Below are 16341 nucleotides of genomic sequence, written 5' to 3'. Positions count from 1 at the left end.
GAATAAATTCCAAAAAAATTCCCGCAGTAGTTTCGTCAATGTTTGCAAGCGCATCAGCAACATCGTTGTAACGAATCACGCTTGCATTCGGAAGAAACGGCTCGTAACCGCTTTTGTATTTTTCTTTGTCCATTATTGAAAGCGCACCGTATGTTCTTCCAGAAAATCCGTTCGACATCCCGAACAACTTATTTTTTCCGCGCTTGCTTCCCCATTTGCGAACAAGTTTCATCGCGCTTTCAATCGCTTCAGTTCCGCTGTTCGTGAAAAATATTTTTTTGAAACCACTCTGCTTCAACAATAATTCTGCAAGTTGCAATTGCGGCTCTTGAAGAAACGTGTTAGAAAGATGATTGTATTTCCGTATTTGTTTTTCAATCGCTTCAATTACTTTCGGATGCGAATAGCCGAGCGAATTCACTGCAAGTCCACCGAACAAATCCAGATATTTTTTTCCGTCGTTGGAAAATAAATAACAACCTTCGCCGCGTTCAATTTCAATGGGCAAACGCTTGTATGTGTTGAAAAATAATTCTTGTTCTTTTTGAAAGTTGTTCATCAATTCGATAACGATTTAAACAAATTGAAAAAAAATTTTACTCGCGTTTGCATTTCTTCTTTTGTTCCATTGCTTACTAAAATAAAATCGGCGTAATTGCATTTTTCTTTTGCCGGCATTTGCATATTCATTCGTTCGAGAACTTTTTCGCGTGTTGTATTATCGCGTTTCATAACACGCTGAATACGCAATTCTTCATCCGCATCAACAACAAGAATGTAATCCATCACATCGTTTATATGCGCTTCAAAAATCAATGCCGCTTCAATAATAATGAATGAATGTTTGCTTTCCTTTTCAAACAATGCAATTTTTTCTTCAAGCGATTTTCTTACGACGGGATGGACGAGTGAATTGAGAAGTGCAAGTTGTTGTTTGTCGGTAAAAACTTTTTCGGAAAGAAATTTTGTATTCAGCGTTTCATTTGTAAACACTTCATTGCCAAATTTCTCTCGAAGTTGCTTTCGAAGTGTTACATCATTTTGCATCAAATCTTTTGCAAGAGAATCAGCATCAATCACTTCAATTCCCAACTCGCGAAAATATTTGCACACAAGAGATTTCCCGCTTCCAATTCCGCCGGTGATACCAATGACTAACATAAGAAGTTTATAGATTGTAGTTTATGGTTTATAGTTGAAAATCAATGAGAGAAATATTTCGCGTAAATATTACGCTGATTTATTGAACAGTAATTATGTTTCACTTCTAAAAACTACAAACTGAAAACCGTAAACTATAAACTAAAAAAAAATCCGCACACATATACCGCAATTCCCTGTATGAAAGAACCTCTTTCAAAATACAGTGGTCGCTTGCCTGAACGCATCGGACTCCACACAGCTGCTCTTTTTCCCCCATAGGAGGAAAAGTCATCGCAGCACATTTCCAATGATTCGGAAACGGAGGATTCGTCGTCGTTACTAAGAGTCAAGTTCCCTATTAGAATTACTTGTAAGGTTCTTTTATAATAGAACTGCTGTATATGGTGCGGAAAAATCTGGCGATAATTTACAGAGAATATTTATGCTTGCAAACTTGCATCGAGATACGAAATCATTTGCTGCACTTCGCGTTCCACTTCCAATGGCGCTGTTGATTTCAAATTGCGTTCGCGAAATAATTCTTCTGTAATGTTTAACGCGGAAAGAACTGCGATTGTTAGCGGCGATTGTTCTGGGATTTTTTCGTGAACAATGTGAATCATTTCGTCCACATACTTCGCAACTTGTTTCGTCATCTCTTCGCTTTCGCCGCGCAGAGGATATTCCGTTCCGAAGATTCTAACTTTTACACTTTTTGATTCCATAAATTTTTGATATGCGTTGTGCGATATGAGATATGCGAAAATGTATTTACCTCAAATCGCACATCTCATATCGCTTTACAAATATTCTTCCACTTTCAATAATAATTCCTGCACACGTTCTTTCAATCGTTCCACTTCGTCTTTGCTGAATGTTTTTCCGCCGTTCATATCGAACAAAGGAAATGTTGTTGCTTCCGAACGCTGCAATTCTTCAAGCGATGTTCGCGCTTTCAACAATTCACGATTTGCCTCTTCAAGTTTCATCGAAAGCATTCTGTTATCTTCACGCAAAAGCGTAATCGTATCTCCTGCGGCGCGAATTTTTTCCCACAGTGTTTGTAGTAACGGTTCTAATGCATTGGAATTATCATTTTCCATAATTACGAAGCGCGAAGTTCTGCGTTAAATTTTTTCTGCATTTCCTGAACAATGTTTCTCGAAATTTTTTCTACAACTTCATCCGTCAGCGTTGCATCATCGGAGCGAAACTCCAGCGAAAAGGCGCAACTCTTTTTTCCATCGGATAAACCTTTGCCTTGGTAAATATCGAAAATGTTCGCGGAACGACAAATTTCTCCGCCGAATGTTTTCAATGCGTTCAGCATATCCCCAACTTCCTGTTCTTCATTGACGATGAAAGCAAAATCGCGTAACACAGAAGGATATTTCGGAAGCGGAATAAATTTTCGTTCGCGCTTTTTCATTTCGCGTAATGCCTCAACAGAGATATCGGCAACAAAAACATTTTGTTCAACATCAAACTTTTTCAAAACATCAGAACGAATTTTTCCAAGCAAACCGATTTCTTTTTCATTGAATGAAATTGCCATCGCATCTTCAAGAAAAATATTTTTCTCTGAAGTTGGAACAAGATTGACATTTCCCACATTCAATTTTAAAAACAAACTTTCGAGTTCTCCTTTAATATCAAATACATCAACGCTTTGTTCTTTCACATCCCAATTCATCGGTTGCGCATTTCCAGAAATTGCAAGAAGCAAATGTTCTTCTTCAAGAAAATTTATCACCGGCGCATTAGTGAATGAAACGTTTCTGAAATAATGTTTTCCAAATTCAAACAAGTGCAAATTTTTTGTTCCGTGAAAAATATTGTGGCGAATAATATTTAACATTCCGGGAAGCAAACTTGTACGCAACGCCGCCATTTCTTGGCTAATCGGATTCAACATTTCGACAATGTTTTCACTCGATAATTGCGCAACAGATTTTTCTTGCATACTGTTTGCAACAATTTCATTCCATCCATTGCCTTGAAACCAATCACGAAGTTCGTCAATAATATCAACGATTGGCACGCTATTGGACTTGTCCGCTGCGGCGGAAAATTCAATACTCGCTCGCATTTTCGTTTCTATGTTGTCGTAACCAAACACACGCGCAACTTCTTCAATCAAATCAATCTCTTCGGAAATATCGGGACGAAACGTTGGAACGATGCAGAGCAAATCGTTGTCAACCTTTTTCACGTCAATGCCAATCGAGGTTAAACAATTTTTTATTTGCGGTTTCGTAAGCGAAGTTCCGAGAACATTATTCGTTCTTTCTACACGAAGTAAAATTTCTTTGGACGAAATTTGTTTCGGATAAATATCAATTGCGTCTTTTAAAATTTCTCCACCGGCAATTTCATTCATCAATTGCGCGGCGCGATTTGCGGCATATTCCGTAATGTTCGGGTCAGTACCGCGTTCAAATCGCTGTGATGCATCGGTACTTAATCCCAAATATTTCGATGTTCGCCGCACACTTCTCGCATTGAAATATGCACTTTCGAGCAACACATTTTTTGTCGCACCAGAAATTTCGGAATTCATTCCTCCCATCACGCCAGCGATTGCAACATTTTTTTCTCCGTCACAAATCATCAAAGTTTCAGGTTTGAGTTTGCGTTCTTTGCCATCAAGCGTTGTAAATGTTTCGCCTTCGGTTGCATTCTTCACAACGATTTTGTGTTGCGCAAGTTTATCATAATCAAATGCGTGCAACGGCTGTCCCGTTTCGTGCAAAACAAAATTCGTTACGTCAACAATATTATTGATAGGACGAATTCCAATTGCGCTCAATCTATCTTGCAACCATTTTGGCGATGGCGCAATTTTTACATTGAACAAAACTCTCGAAGAATATCGCGGACAAAGTTCTGTGTTTTTTATTTCGATTGTTGCAACGTTGCTCGCTTTTCGTTTTGATTCAGAAATTTTTATTGAAGGAAGTTTGAGTTTCTTCCCAACGAGCGATGCGACTTCTCGCGCAACTCCGATATGACTTAAACAATCAGGACGATTTGGTGTAATGCCGATTTCAAAAACAGTATCGTTGAGTCCAAGATAATTTGCAAACGTAGTTCCAACGTGAATGTTGTTTTCCAAAACTAAAATTCCGTTTGCATCGTCACCTAAATCGAGTTCATACGCAGAGCAAATCATTCCGAACGAATCTTCGCCGCGAATTTTTACGTGCGAAAGAACAAACGGTTTACCATTCGGGTCGTGTTGATTACGTGGAACAACGGCACCGACAAGTCCCACAACGACTTTTTGCTGTGGTGCAACATTGGGCGCACCGCACACGATTTTCAAAAAATCATTGCCGACATCTACTTTACACACGGAAAGTTTATTCGCGTTGGGATGTTTTGCAACTTCGAGCACTTCGCCGATGACGAAATTATTATACTTGTCGCCAAGATGCTCGATGCTTTCCACTTCGAGTCCGCGCATCGTCAATTGATGCGCGAGTTCCTCCGCAGTGAAATCGAAGTCAATGTATTCTTTGAGCCAGTTAAGAGAAATTTTCATAGTGTGTTTTTATTCTCACGCAAAGACGCGAAGATGCAAAGAAAGTTTATTTGTACCAATGCGTCTTAAAAAATTTAATTTTCTTTGTGTAATTTTTTTCTTCATATCAATTTCAAATTCGCTCCCAAAAATTCTTTTGCTACTTCGCGTCTTTGCGTGAGAAATTTATTCTTGCAAACCATTTACAATTCTTGTAATTCCGTTTTTGATAAGTGCGCTTCCAAAATTTACAAGCAAACCAAGTTGTTTATCTGCAAGTCGCAAATATGTAAGCAATTGTTTCTTGTGAACGTTTGTAATTTCTTCGACAGATTTTATTTCAATTATTACTTTGTCATTCACTAATAAATCAATGCGATAACCTTCGTCGAGTTTTATTCCTTCGTAATAAACCGGAAGTAAAACTTGTCGCAATACAATCAATCCGCGTTGTTTCAATTCATATTCAAGAACAGTTTCGTAAACTGATTCAAGCAAACCCGGACCAAGTCTTGTATGAATTTTAAAACAAGCATCAACTATTATTTTCGAAATCTCATTTTCTGACATTGTATTTTCTCACGCAAAGACGCGAAGATGCAAAGGAAATTTTTTGCAATCTCGCGTCTTTAAAAATCTCCAATTCATAAACTCGTTTACTAAATTACATCGAAACTAAATCCAATTCTAAAAACTCTTTTGCGACTTCGCGTCTTTGCGTGAAATTTCAAAACTGCCGCAAAAACCTCATATCATTCTCATACAAAATGCGAATATCATCAATGCCGTAGCGAAGCATTGCAATACGCTCGATTCCCATTCCGAATGCATAGCCGGTATATTTTTCCGCATCGTATCCGACAAATTTATACACGTTCGGGTTCACCATTCCGCAACCGAGAATTTCCAACCAACCGGAATATTTACAGACGCGACAACCTTTTCCTTTACACAAAATACAGGTGATGTCCATTTCTGCGCTCGGCTCGGTGAACGGAAAATAACTTGGACGAAATTTAAATTTGATGTCGCTTCCGTAAAATTGTTTTGCAAATGCGACAAGCGTTCCTTTCAACTCGCTGAACGTTACGCCTTCATCAACATACAATCCTTCGACTTGATGAAACAAACAATAACTGCGCGCGCTGATTGCTTCGTTGCGGTACACGCGTCCCGGCATAATTACGCGCACGGGAGGTTGTTGATTTTCCATTATGCGAATTTGCACTGGAGAAGTATGCGTTCGCAGCAAAACTTTTTCTTCGATAAAAAATGTGTCTTGCATATCGCGCGCGGGATGGTCGGCGGGAAAATTAAGCGCTTCAAAATTGTGATAATCGTCTTCGATTTCCGGTCCCGTTGCAATCGCAAATCCCATTCCGATAAAAATGCGTTTGATTTCTTCAAGCGTTTGTGTAAGCGGATGTTTTGTACCGAGCCATTTTTTTCTTCCCGGAAGTGTTAAATCAATCGCGCTTTCTTTTTTCTTGCTTGCATTTTCGAGCGAGGATTTTTTTTCATCGAACGATGTTTGCGCAAATTGACGAAGTTCATTCATCGCTTTTCCGAGCAATGGTTTTTGTTCGACAGAAGCGGATTTCATTTCATCGAACAATCCGGCAATTATTCCGCTGCGAGCGAGAAATTTTATGCGGAAATTTTCTGCATCGTTTAACGATTTGATTTCGTTGAGTTCGGATGCGATTTGTTGTTTTATGATTTCGATTTTTTCGAGCATAGTTTATTTTCAAAGTCATTGCGAGGAGTGAAACGACGAAGCAATCTTCCTGAGGATTGTTTCGCTTCGCTCGAATGACGCACTAATAAAAACAAAAAAATCTTCTCAAAGAAAAAATGTAGCCCACTTTCAAAGTGGACTACATTTCTTCACTTCAAGAAGATTTTTACTTACGCAGTTGCAAACTTACAGATTTCGGCGAACGCTTGCGGTTGATTCGCGGCTAAATCTGCAAGGACTTTGCGATTGATCTCGATGGAGTTTTTCTTCAACGCATCCATCAAGCGAGAATACGTTGTTCCGTTGATACGCGCAGCAGCATTGATACGCGTAATCCACAATGCGCGGAATTCGCGTTTCTTTGTACGACGGTCGCGATACATATATTGCATCGCTTTATCAACGTGATGTTTTGCAACACCAATGAGATTTTTTCGTCTGCCCCAAAAACCTTTCGCTTGCGCTAATATGCGTTTGCGACGGCGGTGGGAGGCAACTTTATTTTGCGAACGTGGCATAGTTGCACTTTCCTTTCGTAATTGTTATTGGTTAATAGTTATTTGCTAATGGTTATTTGTGTGAAAGTAGTTGCACGTTTCGTTATCTGAATTATTTCATCAAATAACGAATAACGTATAACTAATAACATTCTAATTTTGCAACAGCACATCGAACTTCTTCTGTTCCGTTACATCTACCAATCCCGCTTTGCGAAGATTGCGTTTTCTTTTCTGTGATTTCGACGTCAAGATATGACTGCGAAACGCTTTGTGTCTTTTTAATTTTCCGGAAGCAGTACGCTTAAAACGTTTCTTTGCACCGGAATTTGATTTCATTTTTGGCATAGAGTTTTTTGTTTTGAAAAATATTGGAATGTTTTATTCGTAACACCGTATCAAACTTTATTCGTTTTCTTTTTTCTGCGTTTTTTTCTTTCCCGTTTTATCGGGAACAAATATCGCAACCATTTGATGTCCCTCTAATTTAATTTCCTGTTCAAGTCTTCCAACTTCCTGCAACTGTTCGGCAACCCGTTTCAACATTGCTTCTCCGTGTTCTTTATACGAAAGTTGTCGTCCGCGAAACTGAACAACGGCTTTTACTTTATGACCTTGTTCAATAAAATGGCGCGCGTGCCGCACTTTAAAATCAAAATCGTGTGTATCGGTTTGCGGATGAAAGCGCAATTCTTTCACCAGAGAAACATGCTGGTGTTTTCGCTGCAAACGTTCCTTTTTGGTTTTATCATATTGAAACTTTCCGAAATCTATGATTTTACAAACAGGCGGCGTTGCATTCGGAACGATTTCCACTAAATCCAACTCGCGCTGACGCGCAAGTTCTAACGCCTCTCGCGACGACATTACACCTAATTGCCGGCCTTCTTCGTCTAATACGCGAATCTGGTACGCGCGAATTTCTTCATTGACGCGAACATCTATTTTCTTTTCGTAAATAAGGTTTACTCCTTCTTAATGTGATAACGTTTTGTTTGAAATTTCTTTTACAATGTTTGAAATACATTCATCTAACTGTCGAACACCAACATCTCCTTTCGTATGTTGTCGCACCGAAACTGTTGATTGAACTCTCTCTTTCTCCCCAAGAACAAGCATATACGGAACTTTTTTCGTTTCCCATTCGCGAATTTTATACCCGATTTTTTCACTGCGAACATCTAACTCTGCACGAATATTCGCTTCTTTCAATCGCTGAAAAACTTCTTTCGCATAGTCATTGAGCGCATCCGTAATCGGAAGTATCGCAACTTGTATCGGCGAAAGCCATAACGGAAATGCCCCTGCAAAATGCTCCGTAATAATTCCGATAAATCGTTCAAAAGAACCAAAGATAGCGCGATGAATTGCTACGGGACGTTTTCTGCTTCCATCCGCATCTATGTATTCAAGTTCAAATCGCTCCGGCAACATAACAAAATCAAGTTGTATTGTTGCAACTTGCCAATCGCGACCGAGCGCATCTTTTATTTGAACATCTATCTTCGGTCCGTAAAATGCGCCATCTTTTTCTTTGATACCAAAAGAAAGCCCGTTCCGTGTTAACGCTTCTTTCAAATTTGCTTCGGCAAGTTCCCAAAGTTTTGCATCGCCCATTGCTCCTTCAGGTTTTGTCGAAAGATAATACGATGGCGTTAATCCGAATACGGAATAGAAATAATTAACTAACTGTATCAGCGAAGTTATTTCTTCAAGAATTTGTTCGGGACGGCAATAAATATGCGCATCATCCATTGTAATTTGACGTACGCGAAACATTCCTCCAAGTGCTCCCGAAACTTCATTTCGATGCAATCTTCCTATTTCCGAAAAACGCAACGGCAAATCCCGATAACTGCGCAGCGAATGTTTATACACGTATGTGCTTTCGGGACAATTCATCGGCTTCAAACTGTATATCGTTTCATCTGCTTCCAATCGAAACATATTTTCCTGATAATGAGACCAATGTCCTGAACGCTCCCATAAATCTTTTTTTACCAATATCGGTGTGTTGATTTCTTGATATCCGCGTTTATCGAGTTCGCTACGTAAAAATTTTTCCAACTCCCGAAACACTATCATTCCGTTCGGCAACCAAAACGGCGCACCAGGTGATATATCGTGAAACACAAATAATTCTAACTCTCTTCCAAGTTTTCTGTGGTCGCGGCGTTTGGCTTCCTCGAGCATAAAGACATATTCATCGAGTTGTTTTTTGGTCGGAAATGTTACGCCATAAACTCTCTGCAGCATTTTATTTCTTACATCCGCTCGCCAGTACGCTCCCGCAACACTCATTATTTTGATTGCTTTTATTTTCCCTGTTGAAGGAAGATGCGGACCACGACATAAATCTACAAAGTTTCCTTGCTTGTATATCGTTACGCTTTCACCGTTGCTTTTCAATTCTTCGAGGAGTTCTACTTTGTATTGATTCCCAAGTTTTCGATAGAATGCAATTGCCTCGTCCGCAGAAATTTCTTCCCGAATGTACGGAACGTCGCGTCTCGCAAACTCGTACATCTTTTCTTCTATCTTCTGCAAATCATCGGGCGATAGAGAGTGTCCGTCCAAATCAATATCGTAATAGAATCCATCTTCTACCGGAGGACCAATCGTAAATTTTGTTCCGGGGAAAAGTTCCTGAATTGCTTCCGCCATTAGATGCGCCGATGAATGCCAGAACGCATATTTTCCACCGCTACTATCCCACTTCAAAATATTCAGCGAAGCATCCGCAGTAATTGCGCGCGACAAATCCCACACATCGCCATTCACTTCTATCGCAAGCGCTTCTTCCGCAAGACGTTTGCTAATGGACTCGGCAATTTGTTTTCCGGTTATTCCGCTTACAAATTGCTGTACGGAACCATCGGGGAACATTATAGTGATATTGGGCATTGAATTGTGCGTGTGTAAACCTTGAAGTTTTTTTTTGTAATTATATAAAACAAAAATCGGAATCGTCTGTAACGTTGGAGACGAACTCCGATTTTCAACTATAAGTAAGAAACGTTAAATGAAAATCAATTTTTTGCGGCGAAAATATACTAATCTTCTTTGTATCAGAAAATTTTTTTTAGGTTTTCTGTTTCTTTGCCGCGCGAATGAAGATTGTAGTTTTTTGATTCGTATGTCTTTGGTTTGGAACTCAAAAAATAAAAAACCTTCAAGATTTTAGAAACCTTGAAGGCTTAATTGCTTGAACGGTGAACGTTATTTGACGAGCATCATTTTCATTGTTTTGTGAATGAATGTTCCGTTGGTTGCGTGGACTTCGAGCCGAGCAATGTACATTCCGCTGTTCAGTGTTCTTGCTGTAAAAGGAAAAGAATAATTTCCAGATTGTAAAATTTTATTTTCTACAACTGAAGCAACTTGTTGGCCAAGAATATTGTACACGGTAAGCGAAACCGTTCCTTCTTTTTCGATACCGACACGAATTTCAGTGGAAGGATTGAAAGGATTCGGATATGCTTCAAGGAGCGAAATAACTTTCGGTTTGTTAACATTTTCCTGGACGCCAACGACACCAGTTGTCATTTTATACATTGAGCCGTAGTAACCGCTAATAAACGCAAGGTTGCTATGAACAAAATCTAAACCCCAGAAGTTTTCTTCGGAATTATACGGAGTGCGAATGGAAGCGGCTTCTGCCCACGTATTGATGGAAGTAATTTTAAATATCCTACCGTTTTCACCAACTGCGTAGCCGTGCAGTTCGTCTAGCACATCTAAATCAAAAACGTCAACAGCGGCGAGGCGGGAGGTATCGTTTTGTAATGCCCACGATGCGCCGCCGTCGGTGGTTTTGTAAATACATCCGCGAGTTGAAGTGATGTAGCCAATGCTTTCGTCAAGGAAATCCATTTCCCAGAGTGTATTGATATTTGGTCCGTCAATACCGCTGCTGTCCCATGTCATTCTGTTGGAAGTTTTGACGAATTTCCCGCGTTCGCCGATAGCAAATCCTGTGGTATCGTTGAGGAAGAAAACATCTTCGATGTTATTACTGGATGCACCGAAGTAGAATTGGGAAGTCCACGTTTCGCCAGCATCCATTGTGTAATAAATATACCCCATTTCACCGGCGCAGTATCCTTCATTGCGATTGAAGAAATGCAGTGTTTTTGAATTGCCAGAAACAACGGGGAGAGGACGTTTGGTAAAAGTTTCGCCGCCATCTTCGGTAATATAGAGGAGACCGGTTCCGCCGCAAATATAATACGTTTGCGTATCAAAGACTTTGACATCGTAGAGATTAATTGTGCTTTGAATGGTCATAATATCTTTCCACGTTGTGCCGCCATCTGTAGTTTTTATGATATAGCCGCGGTTCCCAACAGCAATGCCAAAGTTTTCATCAAGAAAATCAACGCCGTACAATATGTAACCGTTCTCGACATATTTCCACGTTTCGCATCCATCAGTTGAGCGGATAATAATACCTTGGTCGCCGAGCGCCTGAATATCCGTTGCGCTTTTCATATACACGCTTCGCATAACTTGTCCGGTAAAGTTTTCAATTGTAACGGTATCAAAATTTACGCCGCCATTTTTTGTATAATACATTGTGCCGTTTGTTCCGACAATTGCGCCATAAGTTTCATCGAAAAAATGCATCGCATAAAACGCGCTGCTGCCGTTATCGAGAACAAGAGAAAATGTTTCGCCTCTGTCAACGGATTTATATATCGCTTCAGTGGAATTGATGACCCATACAACATCGGAACTCGTAACATCAATATCGTACAATGTACTTGTGCTTGCTGTTCTTGAAGTCCACGAAACACCTCCATCGGTCGTTTTGATAACACTTCCGCTTGAGCCGCAGACAATAATATCGTCCATGGAAAAAAAATCAATGCCGTAGCGAGTATTCGTCGTGGTATTATAGACGATTGTCCACGTATTACCGCCGTCGGCAGTTTTTAAGACGGTTCCGTTGCTATTGCTACCACATGCAAAACCGATATCGTTGTTGATGAAGACAATATCATAAATTGTGCCGCTGTAGCCCGATGTATAAATCGTATCCCACGTTACACCGCCATCGGTTGTTTTGATGATTTTCCCATAGTAACAACCGATGAAGCCAACGTTTTCGTTAATGAAATCGAGCGCGCGTGGACGAACCGTAAGCGCAGTGGGTGTAATGTTTTGCCACGTAGCTCCGCCATCCGTTGTTTTGCCGATGTAATTATTGGTAACGAGAGCATCGTCGCCGCAGATATAGCCGATGTTTTGCGTAACATAGTCAATATCACGACCATCACCGCCGAATGCGCTCATTTTCAATGGCGTAATTACCAATGAATCTGTTGCAAACGCCGGAAGAAAAGTTGTTGATGTGAGAGAAAGAAAGATGAAAATATATGATAGTAAGTGTTTAAGCATAACTACTCCGATAGATTATTAAAATGTTGGTGAAAATATAAATGAAGTGAATGAAAAGAACAATGGAAGTAGGAAAAAAACCTTCAAGATTTTTCTATGAAGGTACTCGCGAAATTGTAACAACTCAACTGAGAATCAATAAAAATCTTGATAATTTTGAATGATGCCCGTTCGTTACATCATACCGACGGGGTCAATATCAATAATTATTTTTACATGTTTAGTTTTTCCCGTTGCTGTTTGTCGGAATTTCGAAAGTGTTGTGCGAATCGCAGAATGTAAATGCGCTCCGGTTTTATCTTTTTCGCGCGGACTTTTCAGCAGGATATGAAAGCGATACACACCACGCAAACGTTCGAGCGCGGCTGGTGTTGGTCCAAGTATGTGAAGCAAACCATTATTGTTTTTCAGAAGATGGGCAAACGTTTCAGCGTACGTTTTGACGGCGTGTTCGATTGTTCCGCGAAATTCGATAAGCGCAATGCGGGAATACGGCGGATACAATAATCCTTTGCGATGGAATAATTCTATGTTCAAAAATCCTTTCACATCGTGATGCAATACGTGATGGAGAACATAATGTTCCGGCTGGGACGTTTGAATAATGACTTCGCCGCGTATGGTGCTTCTTCCTGAACGTCCTGCGACTTGCGTGAGCAATTGAAATGTTTTTTCCGCTGAGCGAAAATCAGGAAACAGCAGTTGCATATCTGCGTAAATAACGCCAACAAGTGTAACGTGAGGGAAATCCAATCCCTTTGCAACCATTTGCGTTCCGAGAAGAATATCTATGTCACGTTTTCCAAATGATGTGAGTATAGTATCGTGCGCGCCTTTTCGCGATGTAGTATCCAAATCCATTCGCGCAATGCGTGCAAGTGGAAAATGGTTTTGTAATTCTTCTTCGACGCGTTGCGTGCCGATTCCTTTGTAATGCGCACGCGGATTGCCGCAGCGAAGACAGAGTATTGGAAGTTTTTGCGCATACCCGCAGTAATGACACCGCAGCAATTGTTTGACGGAATGATACGTCAGCGAAACGGAACAATTCGTACAAGTTTCCACATTTCCGCACCGTGTACATTCAACATACGAAGAAAATCCACGACGATTTTGCAGTAAAATAATTCCTTCTTTTTTTCCCAATCGTTCGTTAATGTGCTGTAATAACAATGGCGAAAGCGAACGTCCGAATGGTAATGTACCTTGTACCGTTCCTTCCTGCTTACCGCTGACTACCTTGCTCGCAGAAGGCGAGTGAAACTGCTGCTTGCTAACTGCTTCATTCATTTCTGTCTCCGTTTTCCGTGCAATATTCTTCGCGGTTCTCAAATCAACAATTTGGATTTCGGGAAGTCGAGCGTTGTCGGCGCGTTCTGGAAGTTCGAGCAAGGTGTATTTATGCTGTATCGCATTGTAATACGATTCTGCGGAAGGAGTTGCTGAGCCAAGAATAACAACGGCGTTATTTTCTTTTGCGCGAACAAGCGCAACATTGCGCGCGTGGTAATGCGGCGTCATATCATATTGTTTGTACGATGATTCGTGTTCTTCGTCAACAACAATTAAACCAAGATTTTTTGTCGGCGCGAAAATTGCGGAACGAGGACCGATAACAACTTTATATGTTCCGTTCAGCGTCAATCGCCACGAATCAAACCGCTCACCATCCGACATTTGCGAATGAATCACCGTTACCATTTCTCCGAAGTGCAATTGAAATCTTCGAACTGCTTGGGGTGTGAGTGATATTTCCGGAACAAGAATAATCGCTGTTTTCCCTTGTTCCAGCGTTTTGCGAATCGCTTCGATGTACACTTGCGTTTTTCCGCTGCCCGTTATTCCAAACAGTAAAAACGAATGAAATGTTCTCGATAAGATTTGCGCAGATATTTTTTCTAATGCTGTGCGCTGGTATTCGTTGGGAATAATACGCAGCGATTGTTTCTCGTGTTCCGAAGGAAGAAGTATTTCTTTGCGAATAATTTCTCTCGAGGAATATTGTACCATTCCTTTCTCGCGCATTGATTTCAGCACCGCAGGAGACGCTGAGGTTATTTCAGAAAGTTCGGTAAGCGAAAGAAAGTGTTTTTGCGTGTTGAAAAGTGTCTCGAGAACGAGTCGTTGTTTGGTGTTGCGCTGGGAATTTCCGAGTTCGAGTAAACGCTTCACCCATTGTTGTTTTTGTTCTTCGGAAATAGAAATTCCTTGTTCAAGTTTCGGACGTGGTTCCTGTTGCTTTAATCCCTGCGGAAGCGCGCAGTTCAAAACTTCGCCGAGCGGTGCAATGTAATATTCTGCAATCCAGCAAAGAGTATTGAGCAGTTCACTGTTGAAAATAGGTTTTGTATCGAGGAGTGAATGAATAGACTTCAGTTGTACGGTTACAGAAGTTTTTTCTGTAAGCCGAATTACAACGCCAACAATTGTTTTTGTTCCGAAAGGAATTTTTACGCGAGCGCCGATTTGTACTCTATCAGTGAATTCATTCGGAACACGATAGGTGAATAATGTTTCAATGGCAGCAGGAACCGCGATTTCAGCGAAGAGATTCATTGGGACAATTTATCATTGACAATCTGAAATCTATTTCATTCCCACAATATCAAAATCGTACATCGAAACAAAACTTCCGTCTTCTTCAAATGCATTCGGTTGCCACGCGCGTACGTGAATTATCGGCTCTGTGATCGTGCGGAAATCCATCATCAAGAAAAGGTAACCACTATCGGTATAATTGGAAGAACTCCATCGCTGCCAGCAGGAAACGCCGTATAGTTCGGGATTTTTTTCGTGTTGTAGAATTTTTATTTCTTCAAACCGCACAGCAATAAACGAATTGTTTTTGAACGCTTTGTTTTTCAAATCGTTGAGATAATCGCGCTTGGTCTTTTGCACCAATTTCAATTTGCTTTGCGAAAGTTTTGAGTATGATGCAAAGTCGCCGTCTTCTTTTTCTTTCAACAGTGTTCCGACAAGTATCAATGCATCATCGGAATAGACTTTTTCCAGAAACGCGCTGTTCTTTGTGTTGTACGCCATTCGGAACTGTTCGAGAAAATCCAGAATTTTCAAACGCATGGTGGAATCCGTTGCGTTTGTTCCGCTTTCCAAAACATTGTGATAATCGTAGTTGGGAAGAATCGCACGCACAGAAACAATAATTCCTTCTTTGGAAAACGTGAACACCAAACTTTGATTATCACTCGCTTCCGTTTCTCCCAATTGAACTTTTACTGTTATACTCCGCACGTCGAAAAATTCTCCACGTTCCCGCTGCACAAGCGATGGAGAGTATTCTTTCCTCGCTGTGTACGCTTTGTTTTGCACAACAAATTGTTCAAACGTCTGCATTGCGTTTTCGTTGAAGTATTGTTGGAGTGAAGTTATATTTCCCGTTCCTTTTTGCAAGCGGTTCATTTCGAGCAAAACAGTTTCCAATGTCATAGCAAATTGCTGTTTCAAGAGTGGAACATCATCGCCGCCAATGAGAGAAATCTTGGGTTTCACTTGCGAAAAAGAAAGAGTTGCGAAGAGGAAGAAAGTGAGAATGAGTTTATGGAACATAGTTTTTAAATAGATTTGCGATATGGGATTTGCGATGTGAGTTGTATTTTAGATTTTAGAAGTTGGATTTTAGATTTTGTTTAGAATTTCGAAATTAGAATTTCAGATTTATTTGTTTTCGCTGCGGCGAATGTGTTTTGTCTTTTGTCTTTATCCTGTATGCGCCGCGAATTGAACGAATACTGCGCAAATAGTCGCAGATTCTCATTTCTTCGTTATACAAAAAATCCCGCAGGGATTGAATGTTAATAGAATCGTTATTCCTAACAATACCTAAACGCCATAGGCGTTTAATGTTAATAGCAAACAGGAAAAGATACATTACAACTCCGTAGGAGTTGAATATTTAACCCCTTCGGGGTTATTGATTTGTTTGTATTTTCTTTCTCCGAATTTCATTCGGAGTTATTAAAATTTAACGCCTGCGGCGTTGAGTTTTATGTTGTTCGTTTGTTACAAATATTTTGCTCTCT

The 16341-nt window shown here is 40.3% G+C and carries 14 protein-coding genes; all 14 read right to left on the bottom strand.

Annotated features, from left to right (window positions below; all coding sequences use genetic code 11):
- On the bottom strand, positions 1 to 559 hold a 559-nt coding region (locus FJ218_08000), incomplete at its 3' end, for an aminotransferase class III-fold pyridoxal phosphate-dependent enzyme (GenBank protein MBM4166838.1).
- The gene (locus tag FJ218_07995) at positions 559 to 1161 is read right to left on the bottom strand and encodes a dephospho-CoA kinase (GenBank protein MBM4166837.1); all 603 of its coding nucleotides are present in this window, start codon (positions 1159 to 1161) and stop codon (positions 559 to 561) included. The genes FJ218_08000 and FJ218_07995, both read right to left, overlap by 1 nt.
- A gap of 422 nt (positions 1162 to 1583) precedes the next feature.
- Entirely contained in the window at positions 1584 to 1868 is a 285-nt protein-coding gene (locus tag FJ218_07990) for a cell division protein ZapA (protein ID MBM4166836.1), read from the bottom strand.
- Between the two features lie 75 nt (positions 1869 to 1943).
- Positions 1944 to 2246, bottom strand: coding sequence for a hypothetical protein (locus FJ218_07985; protein MBM4166835.1), 303 nt, complete (start codon positions 2244 to 2246; stop codon positions 1944 to 1946).
- Positions 2247 to 2248: 2 nt separating this feature from the next.
- A complete protein-coding gene (locus tag FJ218_07980; GenBank protein MBM4166834.1) occupies positions 2249 to 4687 on the bottom strand; it encodes a phenylalanine--tRNA ligase subunit beta in 2439 nt (812 codons plus the stop codon).
- A 165-nt stretch (positions 4688 to 4852) separates the two neighbouring features.
- Positions 4853 to 5236, bottom strand: coding sequence for a GxxExxY protein (locus FJ218_07975; GenBank protein ID MBM4166833.1), 384 nt, complete (start codon positions 5234 to 5236; stop codon positions 4853 to 4855).
- A gap of 157 nt (positions 5237 to 5393) precedes the next feature.
- Positions 5394 to 6404 carry a phenylalanine--tRNA ligase subunit alpha gene (gene pheS / locus FJ218_07970; protein MBM4166832.1) on the bottom strand — a complete coding sequence of 337 codons (1011 nt, stop codon included), beginning with the start codon at positions 6402 to 6404 and terminating at the stop codon, positions 5394 to 5396.
- 170 nt (positions 6405 to 6574) lie between these two features.
- Entirely contained in the window at positions 6575 to 6922 is a 348-nt protein-coding gene (gene rplT, locus FJ218_07965; protein ID MBM4166831.1) for a 50S ribosomal protein L20, read from the bottom strand.
- A 132-nt stretch (positions 6923 to 7054) separates the two neighbouring features.
- Positions 7055 to 7249, bottom strand: coding sequence for a 50S ribosomal protein L35 (rpmI, locus tag FJ218_07960; GenBank protein ID MBM4166830.1), 195 nt, complete (start codon positions 7247 to 7249; stop codon positions 7055 to 7057).
- A gap of 57 nt (positions 7250 to 7306) precedes the next feature.
- The gene (locus tag FJ218_07955; protein MBM4166829.1) at positions 7307 to 7861 is read right to left on the bottom strand and encodes a translation initiation factor IF-3; all 555 of its coding nucleotides are present in this window, start codon (positions 7859 to 7861) and stop codon (positions 7307 to 7309) included.
- 15 nt (positions 7862 to 7876) lie between these two features.
- Complete coding sequence (gene thrS / locus FJ218_07950; protein MBM4166828.1) at positions 7877 to 9805, bottom strand: threonine--tRNA ligase; 1929 nt, start codon at positions 9803 to 9805, stop codon at positions 7877 to 7879.
- A 315-nt stretch (positions 9806 to 10120) separates the two neighbouring features.
- A complete protein-coding gene (locus FJ218_07945) occupies positions 10121 to 12301 on the bottom strand; it encodes a T9SS type A sorting domain-containing protein (protein ID MBM4166827.1) in 2181 nt (726 codons plus the stop codon).
- Between the two features lie 174 nt (positions 12302 to 12475).
- Positions 12476 to 14857 carry a primosomal protein N' gene (gene priA, locus FJ218_07940; GenBank protein MBM4166826.1) on the bottom strand — a complete coding sequence of 794 codons (2382 nt, stop codon included), beginning with the start codon at positions 14855 to 14857 and terminating at the stop codon, positions 12476 to 12478.
- Between the two features lie 30 nt (positions 14858 to 14887).
- Positions 14888 to 15868 carry a hypothetical protein gene (locus tag FJ218_07935; protein MBM4166825.1) on the bottom strand — a complete coding sequence of 327 codons (981 nt, stop codon included), beginning with the start codon at positions 15866 to 15868 and terminating at the stop codon, positions 14888 to 14890.
- Between the last annotated feature and the right edge of the window lie 473 nt (positions 15869 to 16341).

It is taken from the genome of Ignavibacteria bacterium (assembly GCA_016873775.1).
In the GTDB taxonomy this organism is placed as follows: domain Bacteria; phylum Bacteroidota; class Ignavibacteria; order UBA10030; family F1-140-MAGs086; genus JAGXRH01.
This window is presented reverse-complemented; position numbering and strand designations above follow the sequence as displayed.